The organism is Methylosinus sp. Sm6, assembly GCF_019802345.1.
Classification (GTDB): Bacteria; Pseudomonadota; Alphaproteobacteria; order Rhizobiales; family Beijerinckiaceae; genus Methylosinus.
The window spans coordinates 1-21780 of sequence record NZ_JAINDZ010000031.1 but is presented as its reverse complement, the minus strand read 5'-3'; the positions used below and the strand labels follow the sequence as shown (position 1 = coordinate 21780).

The window sequence follows — 21780 nt, the reverse complement described above, 5'->3', positions numbered from 1 at the left end:
CGCATTATCAAGCGCATGATGGACGATTCCTCTCTTCCTTCGGCTCACCCTGCGGGTGAGCAATCGCCGGTTGTGGTCGGCGAGGCGCCGGCGGGCGTCGATCTCGACAGCTTCTTCGGCGCGATCCGGGTCGAATGGGATCAGGAAGCGGCGATGACGCGGCTCGGGCAGCTGCCGTTCTTCATCGACTTCCTGAAAACGAGCGGACTGTTCGACGCCTTCGTCGCCGATTGTCCGCCGCGCTATGCCAGCCCCAATGCGCCCAAGAAGCGCGACGTTCTCGGCACGGCGATGCTCGCCATGCTCGCCGGGCACAAGCGCTACGCTCATATAGTGGCGCTGCGCTGCGACGCCGTGCTGCCGGAGCTGCTCGGCATGAAGAAGGTCGTCAGCGAAGATGCAGTGCGGCGCGCCTTCAAAGCGATCGACGAGAGCGAAGGCGCGGCATGGCTGCGCGGCCATTTGCAATATTGCGTGGCGCCCTTGCTGGCCGAGCCGTGGATCCTCGACGTCGACACGACCGTCAAGCCGCTCTACGGCCATCAGGAAGGGGCGGTCCTCGGCTATAATCCCAAAAAGCCGGGACGTCCGAGCCATTGCTATCACACTTATTCGATGGCGCAGGCGCGTCTCGTGCTCGACGTCGACGTGTGTCCTGGCGACGAGCATGCGTCGAAGCACGCCGCGCCGAGCCTGTGGGCGTTGATCGATCGTCTGCCGCGCGACTGCTGGCCGACGCTGCTGCGCGGCGACAGCGGCTTTGAAAACGAAGGCGTCATGCGCGAGGCCGAGGCGCGCGGACTGCCTTATCTGTTCAAGCTGCGCCTGACCAGGAATGTCGTGCGCATGATCGAGAAGCTGAGCCGCGCGCAGGAATGGATCTATGTGGGCCACGGCTTTCAAGCGAAGGAAGGCGCGGTTCGCCTTTTGGGATGGAGCCGCGAGCGTCGCGTGATCGTGCTGCGCCGGCGATTGAAGGGTGCCGTAGGGCTGTCCTATGATGACGAGAACGGCGCGCCGCAGCTGTCCTTCCCCGAGTTCGACCATGGCGGCGAGCCTTGCGAATATTCGGTTCTGGTCACCTCGCTCGTGGAAGAGACAGAAGCGTTCGGTCAGCTCTACCGCGACAGGGGTGACGCGGAGAATATTTTTGACGAGATGAAGAACCAATGGGGCTGGGGCGGCTTCACGACGCATGATCTGGCGCGCTGTCGCTTGTCGGCGCGGCTCATGGCGCTGTTCTACGATTGGTGGAACATATTCGTGCTCCTCGCCGAGCCGCGCTTGCATCGCGAGGCGATCACCAGCCGTCCGCTGTTTCTCTCGGCCATAGCGACGCGCACGCGGCACGCCCGGCAGACGACGCTGCGCGTGACGAGCGCGCATGCCGGCGCGCGGACGGCCGCCGAGGCGCTGGCTGCGGTCGCCGCCTTCCTACGGGGGCTCGTCGAAAATGCGGAGCAGTCGACGTTGCGGCAAAAATGGCGCGCGATCCTCTCGCGGGCGTTCCAGGCGCTCCTCGGCGGCCGCCTGCTACGTCCGCCGCAGCGCCTCGCGCCATGCTGATGCAACCTGAAGCCGAAAACCCGTATCTCCATCAGTCGACCGTTCGCTCAACTGCGGTTTTTAGGATGAACGAGCTGGTCGAGCTGGCGGCGGCGCGTGGCGTCGAACAGATCGTCGGCGAATATCGGCGCACCGATCGCAACGGCCTCATTGCGGATTTTTTCGACAAAATGGGGTTCCATCTCCTGCCTGACAGCGGCGAGCGAGAGGGGACGAGGCTCTACCGACTGACGGTCGCCGATTTCGAGCCCTTTGCGTCCGCCATCGATGTGACACAAGGCGCGGGTGCCGGGTAATCGTGGAATCTGTTCCAAATTGTTCGCTAAGCCGCATCGAAGAAGTCGCTGCGGGGGATTCGTAAGGGCGGAAGGTGTCTTGGAGGGGCTGGCCTCGACCTTGCCGAGCAGCGGCGCGCCCGCGTTCGAGGTCAACGTCCCGCCATCGAAGCGCGCCTCGATCCGACACCCTTCCGCCTCTCCAAAATCGAACTTCGCCGTGTTACCGTCCGTCCAGGGCCGATGCGTGGTTCCATGGAGCTTGGCGTAGCGGATGTTTGCCATGGCGCCAGCCGTGAACAGACTGCGCAGATCTCGGTCGCCCTGCTTTGTGATCCCGCCGAGCCTCTCCTTGCCGCCGCTGGAGTTTTGCTTTGGCGCGACCCCGACCCAAGCCGAGAAACCCCTTCCTGATCGAAAGGCCTTCGGGTCAGCGATACTCGAGCGCCTCGATCGGCACGCCGTTCTCGATCAACCGCTCTTGCGCCGGCGCCTGCGCGACCTCACCCTCGCAGCTCCGGCAGGCGTTTATTTGGGACGGCGTGTGACGACGATCTCGAAGTGCGCCGGCGTCACGTCGATCGAAGCCCCAACCGACCCGCGATAACCGTCGATCGTCGCGGAATAGCCGTTATCAATAAACATTTAACCATTGCGATCTGTTCTGACTCCGACCATCGCTCGGTTATTGCCGACGAAAGTCGTTTGGACCTATCCGTGTTCGACGTTTCGTTCGGCAGCCCCACCGTAACGGCGTATTCGCAACATCTGGAGTCGCCTTGATCGCTTTGGCGCCGACACTGTTTCTATTCAGCGCATTCATGCTCTTGCTTCTGTGCGCCTTTATTTATGTGATCTGGCGCAGCGACGAGGAGGCGAGAGAACTGTGCTGGTGGGCCGCGGCTTTCCTGATGGCGGGAAGCTCGGCTTTCTGCTTTGCGTTCCGCAATCAGATCGAATCGCTCTCGATCGTCCTCGGCAACGCCCTCATGCTGTGGTCGTGCGGCTTTCTCTGGACGGGAGCCGCGGTTTTCGCCGACAGACCTCTTCGATCTCGTTCGGCGCTGCTCGGGGGGCTCGTCTGGCTGTCTGGACTGTGGACGCAGGACATTCACCTTCGGACCGCGGCAATCGCCGCGATCGCCGCGATTTACGAAATCATGACGGCTTACGAGCTGTTTTCGTACAATCGCGACCAGAACGGGCGTCTGGTCCTGGCGCGCGTCGCGGCCTGGGCCACGGCGCTCCAGGCCGGGCTCGATGTGATCCTTTCGGTTTCGGTTCCATTTCTCGAAATCGATGCCGCCCACTTCACGAGCAGCTCGTTTACGAAATACCGCTGGCTGGAGCTCTCGTGCTACACTGCAGTCCTCGGCTTCACTTTGATCGCCCTCTCGAAGGAGCGCTTGGCGAGCCGCCGTGAGATCGCTGCGATGAGCGATCCGCTGACGGGCGTCGCCAATCGGCGCGCTTTCGACCGGGCCATCGAACGCGCGACGAAATCGGCCTCCGCGGATCAGACGAGCGCGGTGCTCGTCTTCGACCTCGATAATTTCAAGGACATCAACGATCGGTTCGGCCATGCGGTCGGCGACCACGTCCTGACCGTGTTCGGCGAAACGGCGACGCGCAACATCCGCGCCAGCGACACGCTGGCGCGGATCGGCGGCGAGGAATTCGCCGCTCTCCTTTATCCGGCAGACCAGAAGATCGCATTGGCGGTCGCGGAACGGATTCGTCTCGCCTTCATCGAGGAGGCCTCGTTTCTCGCCGAGGGTCAGGCGACGGTGAGCGTAGGCGTCGCGCTGGTCGAAGGGCGCGCCCCGGACTATCGGGAGACGACGCGGGCAGCCGACGCGGCGCTCTACCGGGCGAAGGCGACCGGGCGGAACAGGGTCGTTTTCGCGGGATCCTAATTCTACCGAGTCACAAAACTCCAGAGGATGCAAAGCGCTCTGTCAGACATTATCGGCGTTCGATTTTGGAAGCCGGTCGACGATCCCATACAGAAATTCTTAAGCGCCGCCGCTTATGCTGAAGGTAGAGAAGACGCTTTACCGCCATCTGCTTTCGCGCGCAGACACCAGCCGTTCGCGAGGACCCCCACAAATGAAGCCCATTCTTCTGGTCGACGATTCCACCACGATGCTTGCGAGCCTGACCGGCATCCTTTCGAAAGCCGGCTACGCCTTCACGACGGCCACTGACGGCCATACCGCGATCGCCAAGGTCCAGGGCGGCTTGTCGCCGAGCCTCATCATCACCGATTACCACATGCCGGGCATGAATGGCGTCGAGCTCATCGCACAACTTCGTCGTCTCGCCCCGACCCGCTTCACTCCGATACTGGTGCTGACCACTGACTCGCAGCAGGAAAAGCGCGGAGCCGCGAAAGCGGCCGGCGCCACTGGCTGGCTCGTGAAACCAGTCGATGCGCTCGCCCTCGTCCAAGTCGTCAAACAGGTGGTGGTGAACGCCGCCTGAAGGTGCGAGAATGCGAAATGGCGGAGCGGCGTCGCGATCGCCGCCGCGTCAATCGGCGCGGCGCACGCGGAGTCCTTCGACCGCCTCCGCCATGGCCGAAGCGGCGGCGCCATTCGGTCGCCAGAGCGACGACAGCCGTTCGCTGAGCGCTTCGTAGTCCTGCGCCCCACGGCTCGAAGGCGCGTGATCGAATATCGGCCGTCCGATCTCGAATGCTTCGGCGAGACGAATATCCGAACGGATGAGGCCGGCGAGACGGTGCTCGCCGAACTCCTGCGTCACAGCGTCGATCATGCGCCTGTGAATCAGAAATTGCGCATTTGCCATCACCGGCAGCAGCGCGAGATGGCGGAGTCGCCGATTGCTGCTCAGGCGCACCTTGAAGAAGATCGAGGTGAACTGCCGCACGCCCTCGACGGCGAGCGGATGCGGCACGAACGGGATCAGCACCGCATGGGCGGCCGCGAGAGCGGTGACCATCAGAGCGTCGAGGGACGGCGGCGTGTCGACGACGACCACATCATAGCGTCGACGGATCGCATCGCTCGACAAGGCCTGCGCGAGAAGGTCGGGCGGCGCGTCCGATGGATGCGGGCGCCGTGTGTCGGCCACGACGAGATCGGGCCAGGGCGACGGCCCCGACAGCCGCCTGATGGCCGAAGTGAGCGCCCCGGGGCCCTCGGTGAATATCCGATGGACATTGGCCTCGCCAGCCGCCGCAACCGCGCCGAACGCCAGCCCCGCATGGCCCTGACTGTCCAGGTCGACGAGCAGAGTCGCCAGATTCCGGCGCGCGAGGCCCGCGGCGAGATTGACCGCCGTCGTCGTCTTGCCGGTCCCTCCCTTCCGGTTGGCGACCGCGATCACGAAGGCTCCGCCGCCGGCATCGTCGCTCGTCATGAACGCCCCGCTCCGAAAGTGCACCGCGGACTCACAGTCCCGCGTCTATCCGGCGATCACATCATGTCCTGCCGAGCCGCGCCAGCGCCTTCGCGCAGAAAGGATCTTCCGGCGCGCTCGCGATGCGGTTGCTCGACGCCGCGATCGCCTGCAGCGCCGCGGCGTGAAGATGCGTCACGCCGCTCAAATGCAGCTCCGCCTTCGGATGGTCGATCATCCATTGCAGCAGCGACGCGGCCGCCTCCACCGTCACATGTCCGCTGAGCACCGCCTTGGCTTTCATCAGACGTTGCGTCATCAGATCAGCTCCTTCAGATCGATCACCAGCAGCACGCTTCCGTCGCCCAGCAGCGCGCTGCCCGAGAAACCCGTCAAATGCGCCAGCGGTCCTTCGAGCGGCTTCAGGATCACATCGATCGTCTGGGCGAAGCCGTCGACGATGACGCCGACAGTGTGGCCCGCAACGCGCGCGACCAGCACCGCGAACTCGTCGTCGGCATTCGGCGCAGGATCGCCGACGGAGCCGAGCAGATCATAAGCGCTGTAGAGCGGAACGACGCGCCCTCTGAGGACGGCGGTACGATGCTGCTTGATGACATGCGTGTCCTTGCGCGCCACCCGCACGGTCTCGACCACCACATCGATCGGCACGCCGTAGTGCTGGCCGCCGATGTCCACCATCATGACGTTCGAGACGCTGATCGACAGCGGCAGCGACAGGAGAATGCGCGCGCCCTTGCCCTTCTCGCTGGTCAGCTGGACCTGTCCGCCGACCTTCTCGAGGCTCGACTTGACGACATCCATCCCGACGCCGCGCCCCGAGAGGCTGGAGATCTGCTCGGCGGTCGAGAAGCCTGCAGCGAAGACGAGCTGAATCGCGTCAGTGTCGGCGAGCGTCTCCAACCGCTGCTCGTCGATCAGCCCCTTCTCCAGCGCCTTGCGCTTGATCACCTCGGGATCGATCCCCTTGCCGTCGTCCTCCACCTCGATCAGAACGCGGTCGCCCTCTTGAAAGGCGCGCACCGTGAGCCGGCCTTCCTCGGGCTTTCCTGCAGCCCGGCGAACGTCGGGAGGCTCGAGTCCGTGATCGAGACTGTTGCGAAGGATATGGATCATCGGATCGGCGAGCGATTCGACGATGTTCTTGTCGGCTTCGGTCTCCTCGCCTTCGATGGTCAGCCGGACCGATTTGCCGAGCTGCCGCGCCACGTCGCGCACGAGGCGTGGAAAGCGCTGAAAGATCGCGCCGACCGGCAGCATGCGCACCTGCATGATGCCGTCCTGCATCTCCTCGGCGATGCGGTTGATGATCGCATATTGCGCCTTGATCTCGCGGCTCAGCTCGCGTGAGCCGTAATGGACCTCCGCGCGTGCGGCGAGATAGGGAAGCGCATTTTTGGCGACCACCATCTCGCCGATCAGATCCATCAGTCGGTCGACCTTCTCCTGACCGACCTTCAGCACGCGCACGCCGCGGTCCGTTGGAGAGGGTTCGGCGGCGAACCGCTTAGCCGAAAGCGGCGCCGCCTCGCGCGCGTCGAGCGGCTCCGATGAATTTCCGCCGCCCGCGACAGCGAGCGCCGGCTTAACGGACGCGGCCGCTTCCTCGTTCAACACGACCGAACGAATGAAGGCGACGAGCCCGCTCGCATCTGCATGTTCGTCGCATGCTGCCGCCGTCCTGTCGAGCTCGTCGAGCGCGTCCGTCCTGCCGGCGGAGGTCAGCAGTCCGCAAAGCGCATTGCGGACCGAGGCGATGCGCCCCGGCTGCTCCGCGACCGTCGTCGAAAGTGACAGCATTTCGATTTGCGCGAGCGCCAGTGCGCGATAGCTCACGGCCGTCTCGTCGGAACTGTTCGAGCGGTCGGATATCGCGCGCTCCGCCAGCGGCGCGCCGGCGCCTCGGAGCGCTCCCGCGACGGAGACGGCGCGCCAGTCGGGCCGCGCCGGCCCGCCGACGGTTGCGGCGATCAAGGGCTCGACGATGTCGGCGCGATCCGTCGAGCCCGCGATCTTCATGATCCAGCGTAGCGCGGATACGCAGGCTCGCGTGGGATTGATGACGTCGAGGGCGGCTTCCGCCGCCGCGCTCAGCCCTCTCCAATCGGCGGCGGCCGTGAGCCTGCGCGCTTCGTCCAGGAACGCCGAGGCGATCATATCGGTCGAGTCGATCGCCAATGACGCCTCGGGAAGCGCCAGCGCGTAGCGGGGAATCTCATAGATCGCCGTCTGATCCCGCACATAGCGGAAATGGCGCTCGATCTCCTCGAGGCTTGCGCTGGTCAAGGCGTCGACGACGAGATTGGCGCGATAGACGTCGAGGCTGTCGGGCTCCGGCCATGGCTCGGCGGGCCCGATGTCGAACAAGAGAAGCCCCGGCGTCGTCCGCAGCAGCTGCAACGGATCTTCGCCTTTGAAGAAGCAGTCGGGCTCCGGCCGATAGCGCACCGCGACGGCGTTCTCGTCTGGCGCGAGCCGTTCGAAAGCCTCGAGACGTTCGAGGTCGGGAATGGCGCTCAACCAGAACCAGTCCGCGGGCGGCTCGAGCGGCGCGCACGCCTGTCTGCTCGGGTCGTCTCCGGTCTCGCTTCGCTCGGGCAGCCTGTCACGCAAGGCGCCCGCGAGCTCCGACGCGTCGTCCGCGTAGCGGGCGGGAACGGCGCCGGTCGCCTCGACGTCGTCGAGCAGGCGATTGACGAAATCGAGGGCTGCGAGCAGCGCATCGGTCAGCTCCGGGTCGATCAGGAGCGTGTGATCGCGCACCCGATCGAGGACATCCTCGGCCGCATGCAGAACGATCGTCAGGCTCGGCATGTCGAAGAGGCCGGAATTGCCTTTGAGCGTATGAACCAATCGAAAAATCTCGCCGATGATCGCGTCGTCCTCGGGAGCCTCCTCGAGCAGCAGGAGCTTGTGATCGATCTGATCGAGATAGTCGCGGGCCTCGACGAGAAATTGCTGGAGAAGCGGATTCACTGGACCTCCCCCGTCAAAAGAGCGGCGGCGCGCAACAGCGCGCCCGTATGCCGCGGCTTGGTGAGATAGACATTGGCGCCGGCGACATAGGCGGCGTGGCGATCCTTGGCCTCCGATTCGGTCGACACCATGATCGCCGGCGCCTGGTGGACGTCGCGGCGCGAGCGCAGCTCCTTCAAGAAGCGGTATCCGTCCATCTTCGGCATGTTCACGTCCACGACGAAGAGATCGTAGCGCGTCTGCAGCGACTTCTCGATCGCCTCGACGCCATTGACGCATTCGTCGACCTCGAAGCCGAGGTCGACGAGAATTCGGCGGTGATACATGCGCATGGTCGTGGCGTCGTCGACGACGAGAGCCTTCTTCATCACAGCGCCTCCCCGAGCAGTGGCTTCTGGTAGACGATCGTCGAGCCGAAGCGACGCGCTTTGAACAGGCTCGAAATGCGGCTCATCGATTCGGAATGGCCGAGGCAGATGAAGGCGCCGGGGTTCATGGCCTCATAGAACGCCTCCGCCGCCGCCCGCCGCGACATGTCGTCGAAATAGATGAGCAGGTTGCGGCAGAAGATGACGTCCATCTTCGCGAAGCGCGACATGTCCGGCCGATCGATGACATTGGCCCGGATGAACTCGACCGAGTCGCGAAGATCCGAGCTGATTTGCCAGGCGCCATGTCCGTGGCGCGAGAAATAGCGCGCGAGCAGATCGGCGGAAATGCTCTGCACGGAGCGCGGCGAGTAGACGCCTTTGCGCGCTTGATCGAGGACATGCGTGTCGATGTCGGAAGCGAGGATCTCGACATCGTAGCTGTCGATGGCGCCCCAGCGCTCCATCAGATGAATGACGATGGAATAAGCCTCCTCGCCAGTGGAGCACGGCATCGACCAGATGCGGATCGGCTCCGCCGAGCGCTTGCTGCGTATGATCTCGCCGAGCAGATGATCGGTCAGGCAGGAAAACTGATAGGCCTCGCGGAAAAAGTAGGTCTCGTTGACCGTCATCAGATTGGTCAGCGCCTGCGCTTCCCGGCCCGATATGTCCAGTCGAAGCAGCCTGAGATAGGCGGGGACGTCGACGCTGTCGGTCGCCTTGATGCGATCGGCGAGCCGTCGATCGACGAAATAGCGCTTGCTGTCGTCGAACAGAATGCCGGTCTTTTGATAGAAGAACTCCGCAAAGCGGGCGAAATCCTCAGCGCTGATCGTGGTCGTGGCCATCATGCGCGGCTGCTGATGTGATGGAGAGCGCTTTCGGCGGAAAAGACGATGAAGGGCTCATGGGAGAAGCGGTCGGCCGCTCGCGACAGCGCGCCTCGAGCGGCCGCGCCGCCGATCTCGACGAGCGCCTCTATGGCCGCCGCGACCACATTGACGTTCTCGTCGCGGTCGACGACGCCGATCAGCCACGATTCGACCTTGGCGTGACGCAAAGAACCGAGAACATTGACCAAGAGGATGCGCACATCCGGGTCCGGATCGCCGAGGAGCGTCTCCATGAGCGGCGCCACGTCATGTGGCAGCTCCTTCAATATATCTACGGCGATGTTGCGAATGGCGGGGTCGTTGGAGCGGAGCATCGGCGCTAGCCCGCTCACGACGCTGCGTCCGCCGACACGCGCGAGAGAGACGGCGATGGCGTCGCGAAGCGCGTGGTCCGCCTCGTTCAACAGCGCGGCGCAAAGCGCTTCCGCCGCGACTTCGCCGAAGGCCACGAGACTATGCGCGGCGTCGAGCCGTTGCGCGATCGCTCCCTTCTGGATCAGCTGGATCAATTCGCCGAGCTCGCGAGACGGACGGACCGTCTCGTCGGGCTCGACGGGCGTTGCATGTGTCGCCTTGCGAATCGGCATGCGTTTGTTCCCTCGAGCAAATGTGCGCGCCGCTTTGTCGTCGCGACCGCCTTCAATGGGTGAGCCACAGCCTGATCTGATCGGCGATCCGGCCGCTCGGCAGAACGCAGGAGGCTCCGCCGCGTTTGATCAGCTCCGCTGGCATGCCGAAAACAACGGCCGTCTCCTCGCTTTCGGCGATGGTCCTGCCGCCGGCCGCTTTCAGCTCGGCCATCGCTTCGGCCCCGTCGTTTCCCATTCCGGTGAGCTGGACGGCGACGAGGCTCTTGGGCGGCACGTTGTCGAGCGCGGTCGACACCAGAATTTCTACCGACGGATGCCAATTATGATCTGGAGACTCCGGTTGATTGAGCATGACGAGGCGACCGCCTCGCCGCGCCACGGCGAGGTCGGATCCGCCTCGGCCGATATAGACATTGCCCGGGAGAATCTCTTTCATATTGGTCGCCTCCTCGACATGGAGCGCGCAGACGCCGTTCAAGCGATTGGCCAACGACGCGGTGAAGGCGGCCGGAAGATGCTGGGCGATCAGCACTGGCCAGGGCAGATTGGCTGGCAGTCGCGACAAAATTTCCTCGAGCGTGCGCGGACCGCCTGTGGATACGCCTACGAGCACCAGGCCGAACGCGGCCGGCTGGGTCGCATAGGCGCGTGCGCGCGCGCGCATGGGCGCCGCTTGCGCCGCGAGAGGGCGCGCCGTTGCGGGCGCATCCGTGAGCCTGCGTTCGATACGGCCTTTGACGCGGGCTCTCGCGGCGATGTTCACCTTCTCGACGAGCTTGCGCGCGATGTCGTCGATCGAGAGCGAGATCGTGCCGCCGGGCTTGGCGATATAATCGACCGCGCCGAGCGCCAGCGCTTCGAAGGTCGCAAGAGCGCCCCTCTTGGTCAGCGAGGACACCATGACGGTCGGCGTCGGCCGTTCCGTCATGATGTGGGAAAGGGTGGTGAGGCCGTCCATCTCCGGCATGTTGATGTCGAGCGTGATCACGTCGGGCTGAAAGACGACGAGCTCGGAAAGAGCCTCCCGCCCATTGCGGGCGGCGCGGATCTCGAACCCCTCCGAGGCGAGAAGCGAGGTCAGATGCTTGCGCATCAGCGCCGAGTCGTCGACGACGAGAACTTTCAGTCCCATGTGCGGATGCTCACGCAGCGAGTTCGCCGAGTTCCGTGTCCGAGAGCAGAGCGTCGGGATCCATCAGCATGATCACGCGCTTCTGACTCTCGAGATTGGCCACGCGTCCGAGAATCCGGTGCTGATCTGCGGACAGCTTCGGCGCGGGCTCGATGGTCGCGCGCGGGATCTTCAGCACCTCGGTCACCGAATCGACGATGAAGCCGGTCCGTCGTCCGCTGATCGCATAGACCATGATCCGCTGACGGTCGTTGCGCTCGATCGTGGTCAGATCGAGGCGCCGGCGCTGATCGATGACCGGCAGCACCGCTCCGCGCAGATTGATCACGCCTTCGACGAAAGACGGCGCTTTCGGCACATGGGTGAGCGCCTCGGGTACGCGCACGATTTCCTGAACGGTGGCGATCGGAACTCCGAACTCCTCGCCGCCGAGCCGGAAGACGACGACCTGCTCCTCGTCTTCGATCGTGTCCTGCTCTTCTGTGTCACCATCGGCCACGTCCGTCTCCATTTCATTGATCGCGGCAAGCGTCTGACGCATTTCCGCGTCGGTGAACATGCGGGCGGTGTCGAGCACGGACACCAGCCGCTTGCCGCCGTCGAGGCGGCAGACGGCGGAGATTTCCTCGAGTCCGCCCTTCTGCGAGAGAATCGACGGCAGGAGTTCCGTTTGCTCGCGCGGCACGCGCAGCACCTCGTCGACAGAATCGGCCACCACGCCGACGGCATGGCCTTCCCGCAGACCGAGAACCACGATGCGCTGCGAATCGTTGGCGCTCATCTCGGAGAGCCCGAGCAGAGCTCTCAGCGAGACCAGCGGCAACAGCCGTTCGCGCAGCGTCATCAGGCCGAGAACATGCGATGGAGCGTTGGGAACCGCCGCCATCCGCTCGGGCATCTGCACGATCTCCTGAACAGCGACGATGTCCGCGGCATATTCCTGCCCGTCGATGTGGAAGGAGACGAGCTGGATCTCGTCCGCATTGGCGTCGTCGTCATTGGGCTCGCGATCGACCGCGGCCTCGCTCGCCATGTCGAGGCCGATCGTCCGACGGGCCATCGCGCTCGAGAACTCCCGTTCGATCAAGGCGGAAAAGTCGAGGATCATGATCAGCTCGCCATTGGCGTTCTTGACGACTCCGGTAAGATATTTGGAGTCGCCGATGGCGCCGATCGAGGCGGCCGGCTCGATGCTGGCCTTGTCGACCGCGATCACGCTCGCCACGCGATCGACCACGAAGCCGAGCGGCGAGCCGAGGTTGATGACCAGGGCTCGCGTCGCTTCGTTCTCCTCGACATCGGGGAGGCCGAAGATTCGCCGCAGATTGACGATCGGCAGTATGCGGCCCCGCAGATTTGCGAGGCCGAGCAGCGAAAGCGGCGCGAGCGGCACCTGCGCCAGCCCCGGCACCCGTATGATCTCCTGCACCGGCGCCATCGGGGCCGCGAAAATTTCGCCGGCCACATGGAAGGTGACGAACTGATTGTCGTTCGTCTCGATCTCGGGCGCGTCTTCCTCGTCGAGGACCATGTCGTCTGAAGACATCTGAAGCGCTCCCGTCAGGCGGCCGTCTGCAATTCGTCGGCGAGAGAGGCGACCTGCTCGACCGCATTGGTGAGACTTTCCGCGCCCTGCGACTGCTGGCGGGCGGCGGCGGCGGCTTCGTCGGCGGCGCGCTCCGCCTGCTGGGCGGCGGCGGAGATTTGCTCCACACCCCGCTTCGCCTGGCCGATCGCGGCGGCGATCTCGTTGGCGGTCGCCGATATGTCGACGGCGCCGCGCTCCACGTCCGAGACGTCGTTCTCGATCGTCACGAGATAGGCTGTCGTCGCTTTGGCTTTTTCCACCTCGACGAGCGCGGCTTCGACGATCTCGTCGAGATCGCGGCTGACGGCCTGGATTTGATCCTGAACATTCTTGACGAGATCCTTGATGCGATCCGCGTTCTCGGCCGAATCGCGGGCGAGATTGCGAATGTCCGTCGCCACCACGGCGAAGCCCTTGCCATATTCGCCAGCGCGCGCGGCCTCGATCGAGCCGTTGACGGCCAGCATGTTGGTCTGGATCGACACATTGGCGATGGCTTCGACGATCTTGTCGATCCGTCGCGAGACGACGCCCAGATCCTTGACCTGATCGATCGAGGAGCGCGTGGCCGCGGCCGAATTCTGAATCCCGGAGATCAGCTGATCGACGGCGGCCTTGTTGGAGCCGAGCAGAGTTTTGATGACGCCGAGCTTGTCGACGCTCGCCTGGGATCGCGCCTGCGCGATCTCCAGCCCACGCTCGATCTGTCCCATGGCGGCGGCGCTCTCGGCGGTGGCGGAGGCCGCCGTCTGCGTGCCGCGGCGAATCTCGTCGAGCGCCGCCAGGATTTGCGTCGCGGAACGATTGATCTCCTGAATGGCGGTCGAAAGCTCTTCGGAGGAGGAGGCCACTTCTTCGGAGCTCTTCGCTATGTCGGTCGAATTGCGCAGATCCTCTGAGAGCTCGGTCAGCGCCTGCGCGGTCTGCTCGCATTCGGCGAGAGCCTGCGCCTGCTCCTGCACCGACTTGGCCGATTCCTCGGCGGCGGCCGATTGCTGCTCGGCGGCCGCCGCGATTTCCTCCGAGCCTTTCAGGGCCTGGAGCGCGGCGGCGTTCGACTGCGTCGCGCCGGTGGCGATCTCGCGCGCGCCATCGACGATCTCGAGGGCGCTGCCGCGGATTTGCTCGAGCTGCTCGCCGATGGTCTTTCCCTTCTCGACCTCGCCGTTGATCCTTTCGGCCGAGGTGTTGATTCCTTCGGTGATCGCCTTCACGTCGACCTGGATCTGCCCGACGAGATCGGCGATCTGCTTGGCGGACTTCTCGGAGGTCTCCGCCAGCGTGCGCACTTCGTCGGCGACCACCGCGAAGCCCTTGCCGTGCTTGCCGGCGCGGGCGGCCTCGATGGCGGCATTGAGGGCCAGCAGATTGGTTTGATCGGCGATGCGGCCGACGGCCTTGACGATATCGCCGATATTGGCGGCCTGCCGCTCGAGCTCGGCGATGAGCTTCACGGAACCGGCCTGCCGGTCCGCGGCGGTCGACACATTGGAGATGAGCGTGGCGATCTCGGCGCCGGCGCGCTGAACCAGCGCCGTCGTGGCCTCCGCCTTGGTCTGGCTCATCTCGGTGGCGCGGAGCTGGCGGGAAATCGCTTCGCCCATCGTGCGGCACGCCACCAGCGATTCCTGCGCGGCGCTGGCCGCTTCGGCGGCGCCCGAGGCGATCTGGTCCGTCGCCCGCTTCAGCTCCTCGGAAGAGGAGGCCGCGTCCTTGACGCCGCTGGAGATCTCGGCCGTCGCCGCGGCGATGCGCTCGGCGGCCTGCTGCTGCTTGGCGAGCGTGCGCGCCCGCTTGCGCTGCTGATCGGCGTCACGCGATCCCGCTCCAGACGCGCGCGCCTGAACGACCTCGGTCATCGCGTCGTTTATCTGCCTCTGGTATTTTTTGACGATCGTCATCCTCTCCGCTCCGTTATCGGACGCAAACCAAGACGGAGCGAATTACTATTCTACGTTGCTTGCGCGGGGATGGAATATTAGTAATATAGTTTCAAAATATATTTGAGTTTACATTATTTTACCATTGTACATTATTTCAAATGCTAGATTTTACCCAGGTTTACGTTTGCGCTATTGGAGGGAGCAGTCGCAGATCGCGCCAAGCAAATCGTGGCGTTGTTTCGATCGAGCGATCGGGTCGGCGATCGAAAATATCGTTGCAGATCGTGCGTTCTGCCGCACAATGACAAGAGTATATTTTCGTGATCCACGAGTGATCTCGCTGTTTCGATGGCGCGCGGAAAAGGCGGGGGTCGAGCGACCGAGCGCAGGCGTCGAAGCGGTTCGCCGATATTGCGGCAACGGCCGGAGTTTACCCAATTTTACAATCGGAAGAGCTTTATTTAAGAGCGTATCGCTCACTCTGCCCGAAGACCATTCGGGAGCGCGCTCTCGGAAAAGCCACGCGCCGCTTTCGGCAGCGGCCGAAAGCCGTCTCGGAAGCCCGACGGCGTTCGATGGCGATCTTTCGTGGCTGCAATCGGCCTCGACCTCTTCGTCGCGACGATGCTCGGCGCGCGCGATCGACTGGACGCTCGAGAGCGCGCCAGCCGGTCTCGAGAAGCGGCGAGGACGGCGTCTCGATCGAACGAGGAGGGAAGACGAGATGAACCAGATCGATCGAAAGCCGTCGCTCGGCGCGAGCCTGCCTCGGGGCGCCCTGACCGTGGCCGTGTTGTCGGCCGCCGCCGCGATCGGCGTCGACCTGTCGCTCTGGAGGCCGCCGACCGGCGCGACGTCGCTCGTCGCTTTCGGCGCTCTGCTCGCCGGCTATCGCCTGGCGAAGGACGTCGCCGTCGAGAACGGCCGGACGGCTCTCGTTCGGAACGAAAAAGGACCGCAGGCGGCTTTCGACCAGACGGCCCCCGCGAGCGAGGCCGAATCGACCGCGTCCATTGCCGCCGCGCCGCCTGTCGCCATGGCCGTCGTGGAACGAACCGACTTCGAGACTCTCGTCACGACCTTCGACGGCTTTCCGCTGTATGTCGATATATTGAATCGTCAGCTCCGGGCCATCAGCGACACCAGCAGCGAAGCCGCCGAGGCGCTGCTCTCCGATCTGTCCGCGGTCGACCGACGGCTCGACACTCTTCTCGATCTCATTCGACAGCGCCAGGGCCAGTCCGAGCATCGCATCAACGAGGCTCTGTGCGATATCGAGCAGAGCCTGTCCGCCTACAAAGCTCTCCTCGACGATTTCGGCGCGAGGGAACGGACACGGGAAGGGAACGAGGCGGCGAACGCGGAGAAGTTCCGCTGCAAGATCGCCGACGAAACGAAAGAACTGCTCACCGCCCTCCACGACGTGCGCCGAATCGCCAAGCAGACGACCATGCTGTCGTTCAATGTGTCGATCGAGGCCGCGCGCGCCGGCGAGCTGGGTCCGGGCTTTTCCATCATCGGCATGGAAATTCGCACGCTCGCCGATGAGGTGCAGCAGCTGGCGAACAATTTGCATGCGCGCGTCCACGCGCTGATGACGTCGATCAGCGACAGCCTGCTGACGCAATCCGAGACTCGCGAGAAGCATCATCGGGAAGCGATGGAAAGAATCGCATCCTTTCTCGACGGACTATCGGGAAATCTCGCCCGAGTTCTGCAACAGCAAGTCCGCGGTTATCATGCCGACCTCATCAAGCAGATGGCCAACGAGAACGAGCGTCTCGCTGAGCCCATCATGGCGATGATGGGCAGCATCCAGTTCCAGGATATCGTCCGTCAGCAAGTCGAGCAGCTCGTCGAAATGTCCTCAGCGGTGGGAGCGCATATCGCCACGCTCCGCGGCAGGCTGGACGAAGCCGGCCGCCCCCCGCTGGGCGAGCCGAGCCTCGCCGATCTCCTGGATGGTCTGTCGTCCGACTATGTGACCGAGGAGCAGCGCAACGTCCATCGGCTCGCGAGCCGCGGCAGGGCTGTTGTCGACGTCGCTCCGCGGATCGAGTTGTTCTGAAGGCGGCCGGCCCCGATGGTTCACGCTTTTCCCCTCCGACGAGCGGCGGTGGCGCGAGCGGCGAAATTCATTCATCGGTCGCGACGTCGCGCATCGAACAAAGGAGAGGCCAGGTCGAGGGCGACATGGACATATTGATCATCGACGACGATCCAGCGGTCTGCCAGACGATCCGCAATGCTTGGCCGACCCCCGGCGACGCCCTTCGTTTCGCGTCGAGCTACAGCCAATCGCTCAGCCTGATCCTCGGTCCAGAACTCGCCTTCTTCGATGCTATCGTCGTCGACATTCATCTTCCCGATGGCGACGGCCTCAGCATTCTGCGGTCGATTCGACGCACGTCCTCGGTGCCGATCGTGATGATCTCGGGCTGGGGAACCGCCGAGACGCGCGCCGGCACTTTCGACGTCGGCGCCGACGACTATCTGATGAAGCCCTTGTCGGTGCGAGAGCTGCAGGCGCGCATCGCCCGGCTGGTCACGATGCGCGCGAGCACGTCTCGCGCCGCCGCTCCCACGATCTTTCAGATCGGGAGGATCGTCTGCGATCTGCAGACCCGGCGGCTGCGCCGTCACGACCGGATGGTGGGGCTCACCGACACTGAAGGGCGCATTCTGGGCTATCTCCACGAGAATGCGGGACGCAGCTGCAGCAAGTCGGCGATCTACAAGCATGCGTTCTTTCGCGAGTATGTCTCCGGGGACAAAACCCTAGACGTGTATATCGGACGGTTGCGCGCGAAGCTCGCCAGCCTCGACTCGGACAGCGTCGCTCTCCTGCAGACGGTTCGCGGCTCCGGATACAAGCTCGAGAGCTCTGCTTCATAGGCACTTTCGCCCGAGCCGGCGCGCCGCGTCGACCGCAAAGCGGCGTGAATATGGCGTTGACTCGACTCCGCCTGCGCTATCAACCGGCGTGTCGTCGGCGCTCTCGGCGACGTGTCGATGTCGTTCGACATGCTCATATTACGCGGCGAGCCCGATGTGACGTCAGAAGACAGCCCCGAACATGATGCCCGTGACGAGCTGGCCCGGCTGTTCGATGGCCTGCACGCGACTCAGCAGCGCATCCTCGATCTGACCGAGGCGCATGCCGACGCGCTGGCGCAGGCCTCCGGCTCTCTGCTGCGGCTGCCCGTCGTCCAGGCGCATCTTCGGGATCAGGCGGCCGCCCGCCGCAGGGCCGAGGCGGAACGGGACGCCATTCTCGAGGCGATCCCCATGCATGCGGCGCTGCTCGGCGCCGAAGGCGACATTCGCGTCGTCAACGCCGCCTGGCGAGCCGGCGCCGCCGAAACGGGAGACGATCGGGGCTGTCGCGTCGGGGACGACTATCTCGATTTCTGGCGGCGGGAGAGCTCGTGCGGCTGCGCTGAAGCGGCCGAGGCGATCACGGCGATCGAGGCCGTGCTCGACCGCCGGCGCGGGAGCTTCAGCCAGGAGTGCCGCATCGCATCGCTCTCCTCGCACGTATGGCTTCGACTGATCGTCGCGCCTCTGACCGACGACGCTTCCGGAGGCGCGCTCGTCCTTCATATCGACATCACCGACGACAGGCTGACGCGAGAGCGTCGGCAGGAGATCGGGGAGGCTCTCGAGACCTTGATCGACAAATCCCCGCTCGCGATCCTCGTCTATCAGAATTTCGCGCCCATCGCCGCCAATAAGGCGCTGGCGGAACTGCTGGGCTATGCGGACGAGCGCGGGATTCTCGCCTGGACCGATCTGCGCGTCGCGCTGCTTCGACATCTGACGCCCGACACGCATCAGCGCTTGACCATCCATCTGACCGCTCTCGCGCTTGCGCGGCCCGCGCCGGCGCGATTCGATTTCACGGCGCGGCGGCTCGACGGCGCGCGGCTCGATCTCGAGCTGCGGGTCGCCGCGATAAAATGGCGCGATCAGCGGGCCTTTTGCGCGATGATCGCCGATGTGACGCAGCAGCGAGCCGCCGATGAACGGCTTCGGCACATGCAACGTCTCGACGCGCTCGGCCAGCTCACCGGCGGCGTCGCGCACGACTTCAACAATCTGCTGACGGTCATCATGGGCAATGCCGAGGCGCTCGAGGCAGGCCTGCTGGCGAACGACCCGCGTCGCAGCTGGGCCGAGCTGGTGCGCGTCACCGCCCAGAAGGCCGCGGCCGTCACGAGCCGCCTGCTGGCTTTCGCGCGGCGACGGCCGCTCGATCCGAGCGTGATCGACGTGGCGGAGGTCGTCGCAGGATTGACATCCTTCCTCGACCGCGTGATCGGAAGCCATATCGCCGTTTGCTCCATCAGTGTCGGCGCGCCGCTCTACGTTCTGGCCGACGTCTCGCAATTCGAGAACGCTATTCTCAACCTCTGCCTCAACGCCCGCGACGCCATGCCGAGCGGCGGCTCGATCACCATAGAGGCGGCGGACGTCGAGATAGACGCCCGGCAACCTTCCAAGCCTATCGATCTAAATCCCGGCCGCTATGTGTCGATCACGGTCTCCGACACCGGCAACGGCATGGATCGCGAGACACTGTCGCGGGCCTTCGAACCTTTCTTCACGACGAAGGAGACGGGAAGCGGAACCGGGCTCGGCCTCAGCATGGTCTTCGACTTCGTCGAGCAATCCGGAGGCGCCGTGTCGATCGCCTCCGAGCCCGGAAAGGGCACGAATGTGCGGCTCTGGTTTCCCCGGCAGGAGACCCCCGTCCGCGGCCAACGTTTCGACGAGGGCGACGATCGGCAATAGCGGGTCCAGCCGCCGCGTCAGCGAGCAGCCGTCGGGCGGTCATTTTTGTGGCTGCGGTGCAAATTTGGCTCTGTCGCAAATTTTTATTGCGGGTCGGTTGGGGCTACGATCGCCGGACGTGGAGCAGGCGGAATAGTGGGATATTTCCTGCTAACGGCCAAGAGGGACTGCAAAGCCGCGTTGCGCTTCGTGCGCAAGGCGATCGGGCAACATGGCGCGCTGGAGAAGATCACGATCGAAAAGAGCGGCGCCAACACGGCGGCGATCGAAAGCGATAATGCGGAGCATGAAGCGGACATCGAAATCCGCCGCATCAAATACCTCAATAATATTGTGGAATAGGACCATCGAGCGGTGAAGCGAGTGACGCGGCCGATCGGTTGTCGCGCTCGCTCAAGGATCTGCGGGTCATTCTCGAACGCATCGACGCCATGGGAGCAAAGTTCCGCTCGCTCACCGAGTCGATCGACACGTCCGGCCCCGCCGGCCGCATGACGATGCAGATGCTCGGCTCCTTCGCCGAGTTCGAGCGCGAGGTGATCCGCGAGCGCACCCGTGCCGGCCTACGCGAAGCCCACGAGAAAGGCCGCGTTCCCCGCCGAAAGCCTCGGATATCCACGGAGCAGAAGAAAGAAATCGTCGAAGCCGTCGCCTCCAGGCGCAAATCTGCCGCCGAAATGGCCCGGCTCTTCAATGTCCACCGCGGGACGATCTCACGGTTCGTCTCCCATGCCCGCGCCACTCCACCATCCAAGATAATTTCTTGGAGTGCGTTTTATGTGGAAGATCCCACGATGACCCGTCATATGGTCGGTTCTGCCAGAATGGATGGCTGCCTGCCGATTCCTATCTTGATATCTACCGTCGTTGCCATATATCATGGTAGCTATCAGCGTTGTGAGGCGACCATGGGAACGAAAACCGCCAAGCTCTTTACGACCGGACGCAGCCAAGCGGTGCGACTTCCCTTGGAATTCCGTTTCGAGGGGAGTGAGGTCTTCGTGCGCCGTGACCCGAAAACGGGCGACGTGATCCTCTCCAGCAAGCCGGATTCATGGGACGGCCTGTTCGAGCTTTACGGCAAAGGCGACGTGCCTGGCGACTTCATGGGTCCGGCTGACCGCGACCAGCCGCGCCAGGACCGCGATTCCGTCCGCGATCCCTTCGAGGGCTGGAAGGAATGAGCTTATATCTGCTCGACACTAATATCGCGAGCCATGTCATCAGGGGAGACCGGCCGGAAATTAGCCATCGGCTGGCTTCGCTCCCGATGGAGGAGATCGCCATATCCGCCGTGACGGAAGGCGAGTTGCTCTATGGCCTCGCGAAGCGCAACTACCCTGCTGTCCTGACCGAGCGCGTCAGGCAGTTTCTTTTGCGGGTCGATGTGTTGGCCTGGGATAGCGACGTGACGCGGACCTACGCCGATCTGCGAGCGTCGTGCGAAGCGAAGGGCGTGTCGCTCGCACCGCTCGACATGATGATCGCCGGCCACGCCGTCGCCGCAAGCGCCGTGCTGGTGACGAAGGATAAGGCGTTCTCTCGTGTTCCTGAACCGCTGAGAATGGAAAACTGGGACGTCGCCGGATAGTTCAAGGCGGGCCGCCAAGTCGCATGACGGCTCCAGAAACGTCGTGGATTTCGAGAGAAATTCGTCCGCCGGCTTGCGAGATGCGATCGGTCGCCAAACTGTCGAGCGCCACGCCGCGCCGAGCGCGTCTCGCCCCAGACTGAAATGCTCGTCCTGTAAGTATCCCCCGGCAAAGCCGGGGGCTTTAGGATGTGAGCCGCTCAAAGCGGCTATGGGGTCGCTGACGCGGCCCCAACTTCTGTTGGCCGCCTAAAGGCGGCCGCGCGGCGTCATCGCCACAGATTCAACTGATCCAATCGCGCATCCTCTCGTTCCTGGTTGCGGATATATTCTCGGATCAGCTCCTCGTCTCGACCTACGGTCGAGACGAAATACCCCCTCGCCCAAAAATGCTGACCGACGAAGCCGCGTTTACGCTCCGCGTAAACGCGCGCCAGATGGATCGCGCTTTTCCCCTTGATGTATCCGACCACCTGCGACACTGCATATTTCGGTGGGATCGCGATCATCATGTGCACGTGATCGGGCATCAAATGCCCCTCCTCGATCCGGCTCTCCTTCTGCGCGGCCAGTCTCTTGAACACTTCCCCGAGATGTCGCCGCAGTTCCCCATAAAGCGTCCTCCTGCGGCATTTCGGGATGAACACGACGTGGTATTTGGATCGTGTCCCAGAGCGTGGTGTAGCTGGATCGAGGCGGACACTGGGATTTCCGGCTTTGGCCGGCAGGATCAGGCG

Annotated in this window: 19 protein-coding genes and 1 pseudogene; 9 read left to right on the top strand and 11 right to left on the bottom strand. The window is 64.0% G+C overall.

From position 1 onward, the window contains the following. Nucleotides 1–15 precede the first annotated feature (15 nt). Nucleotides 16–1566: a transposase gene (locus K3F48_RS18120; protein ID WP_222576834.1), complete on the top strand. Its 1551-nt coding sequence runs from the start codon at nucleotides 16–18 to the stop codon at nucleotides 1564–1566. A gap of 47 nt (nucleotides 1567–1613) precedes the next feature. Here the strand turns inward: K3F48_RS18120 and K3F48_RS18115 are convergent, their stop codons facing one another. Then, nucleotides 1614–2279: a transposase gene (locus tag K3F48_RS18115; RefSeq protein WP_222576857.1), complete on the bottom strand. Its 666-nt coding sequence runs from the start codon at nucleotides 2277–2279 to the stop codon at nucleotides 1614–1616. Nucleotides 2280–2662: 383 nt separating this feature from the next. Between K3F48_RS18115 and K3F48_RS18110 the strand changes: the two genes are divergently transcribed. Both K3F48_RS18110 and K3F48_RS18105 read left to right on the top strand, forming a co-directional pair. Then, nucleotides 2663–3757, top strand: a complete 1095-nt coding sequence (locus K3F48_RS18110; RefSeq protein ID WP_255609319.1) for a diguanylate cyclase — start codon at nucleotides 2663–2665, stop codon at nucleotides 3755–3757. A gap of 193 nt (nucleotides 3758–3950) precedes the next feature. Beyond that, nucleotides 3951–4325, top strand: a complete 375-nt coding sequence (locus tag K3F48_RS18105; protein ID WP_222576832.1) for a response regulator — start codon at nucleotides 3951–3953, stop codon at nucleotides 4323–4325. Nucleotides 4326–4373: 48 nt separating this feature from the next. Here K3F48_RS18105 and K3F48_RS18100 read toward each other — a convergent pair whose 3' ends face one another. The 9 genes from K3F48_RS18100 to K3F48_RS18060 all read right to left on the bottom strand — a co-directional run bounded on the left by K3F48_RS18100 (nucleotide 4374) and on the right by K3F48_RS18060 (nucleotide 14676). Then, on the bottom strand, nucleotides 4374–5225 hold the full coding sequence (locus K3F48_RS18100; protein WP_222576831.1) for a ParA family protein: 852 nt from the start codon (nucleotides 5223–5225) through the stop codon (nucleotides 4374–4376). A 61-nt stretch (nucleotides 5226–5286) separates the two neighbouring features. Then, nucleotides 5287–5523, bottom strand: coding sequence for a hypothetical protein (locus K3F48_RS18095; RefSeq protein WP_222576830.1), 237 nt, complete (start codon nucleotides 5521–5523; stop codon nucleotides 5287–5289). Then, complete coding sequence (locus tag K3F48_RS18090) at nucleotides 5523–8201, bottom strand: chemotaxis protein CheA (protein WP_222576829.1); 2679 nt, start codon at nucleotides 8199–8201, stop codon at nucleotides 5523–5525. Before K3F48_RS18090 ends, K3F48_RS18095 begins: the two co-directional genes overlap by 1 nt. Beyond that, the gene (locus K3F48_RS18085) at nucleotides 8198–8569 is read right to left on the bottom strand and encodes a response regulator (protein WP_222576828.1); all 372 of its coding nucleotides are present in this window, start codon (nucleotides 8567–8569) and stop codon (nucleotides 8198–8200) included. The genes K3F48_RS18090 and K3F48_RS18085 overlap by 4 nt, the downstream gene beginning before the upstream one ends. Then, the gene (locus K3F48_RS18080; RefSeq protein WP_222576827.1) at nucleotides 8569–9423 is read right to left on the bottom strand and encodes a protein-glutamate O-methyltransferase CheR; all 855 of its coding nucleotides are present in this window, start codon (nucleotides 9421–9423) and stop codon (nucleotides 8569–8571) included. The genes K3F48_RS18085 and K3F48_RS18080 overlap by 1 nt, the downstream gene beginning before the upstream one ends. Next, the gene (locus tag K3F48_RS18075; RefSeq protein WP_222576826.1) at nucleotides 9420–10052 is read right to left on the bottom strand and encodes a HEAT repeat domain-containing protein; all 633 of its coding nucleotides are present in this window, start codon (nucleotides 10050–10052) and stop codon (nucleotides 9420–9422) included. Before K3F48_RS18075 ends, K3F48_RS18080 begins: the two co-directional genes overlap by 4 nt. A 52-nt stretch (nucleotides 10053–10104) precedes the next feature. Beyond that, entirely contained in the window at nucleotides 10105–11187 is a 1083-nt protein-coding gene (locus tag K3F48_RS18070) for a chemotaxis response regulator protein-glutamate methylesterase (protein ID WP_222576825.1), read from the bottom strand. Nucleotides 11188–11197: 10 nt separating this feature from the next. Next, entirely contained in the window at nucleotides 11198–12733 is a 1536-nt protein-coding gene (locus K3F48_RS18065) for a chemotaxis protein CheW (RefSeq protein ID WP_222576824.1), read from the bottom strand. Nucleotides 12734–12747: 14 nt separating this feature from the next. Next, nucleotides 12748–14676, bottom strand: coding sequence for a methyl-accepting chemotaxis protein (locus K3F48_RS18060; RefSeq protein WP_222576823.1), 1929 nt, complete (start codon nucleotides 14674–14676; stop codon nucleotides 12748–12750). 706 nt (nucleotides 14677–15382) lie between these two features. Here K3F48_RS18060 and K3F48_RS18055 point away from each other — a divergent pair. The 6 genes and pseudogenes from K3F48_RS18055 (at nucleotide 15383) to K3F48_RS18025 (ending at nucleotide 21043) form a co-directional block, all read left to right on the top strand. After that, nucleotides 15383–16726 (top strand): methyl-accepting chemotaxis protein, encoded by a 1344-nt coding sequence (locus K3F48_RS18055; protein ID WP_222576822.1) that lies wholly within the window; start codon nucleotides 15383–15385, stop codon nucleotides 16724–16726. A gap of 125 nt (nucleotides 16727–16851) precedes the next feature. Beyond that, nucleotides 16852–17553, top strand: coding sequence for a response regulator transcription factor (locus K3F48_RS18050; RefSeq protein ID WP_222576821.1), 702 nt, complete (start codon nucleotides 16852–16854; stop codon nucleotides 17551–17553). A 129-nt stretch (nucleotides 17554–17682) separates the two neighbouring features. Then, a complete protein-coding gene (locus K3F48_RS18045) occupies nucleotides 17683–19452 on the top strand; it encodes an ATP-binding protein (protein ID WP_222576820.1) in 1770 nt (589 codons plus the stop codon). Nucleotides 19453–19596: 144 nt separating this feature from the next. After that, a pseudogene (locus K3F48_RS18040) lies at nucleotides 19597–19791 on the top strand (DDE-type integrase/transposase/recombinase); the annotation flags it as partial. 41 nt (nucleotides 19792–19832) lie between these two features. Continuing rightward, nucleotides 19833–20636, top strand: a complete 804-nt coding sequence (locus tag K3F48_RS24515) for a recombinase family protein (protein WP_255609313.1) — start codon at nucleotides 19833–19835, stop codon at nucleotides 20634–20636. Further along, entirely contained in the window at nucleotides 20633–21043 is a 411-nt protein-coding gene (locus K3F48_RS18025) for a type II toxin-antitoxin system VapC family toxin (RefSeq protein WP_222576819.1), read from the top strand. The genes K3F48_RS24515 and K3F48_RS18025 overlap by 4 nt, the downstream gene beginning before the upstream one ends. A 269-nt stretch (nucleotides 21044–21312) precedes the next feature. Here the strand turns inward: K3F48_RS18025 and tnpA are convergent, their stop codons facing one another. Next, on the bottom strand, nucleotides 21313–21777 hold the full coding sequence (tnpA, locus tag K3F48_RS18020) for an IS200/IS605 family transposase (protein ID WP_255609332.1): 465 nt from the start codon (nucleotides 21775–21777) through the stop codon (nucleotides 21313–21315). Nucleotides 21778–21780: the final 3 nt, after the last annotated feature.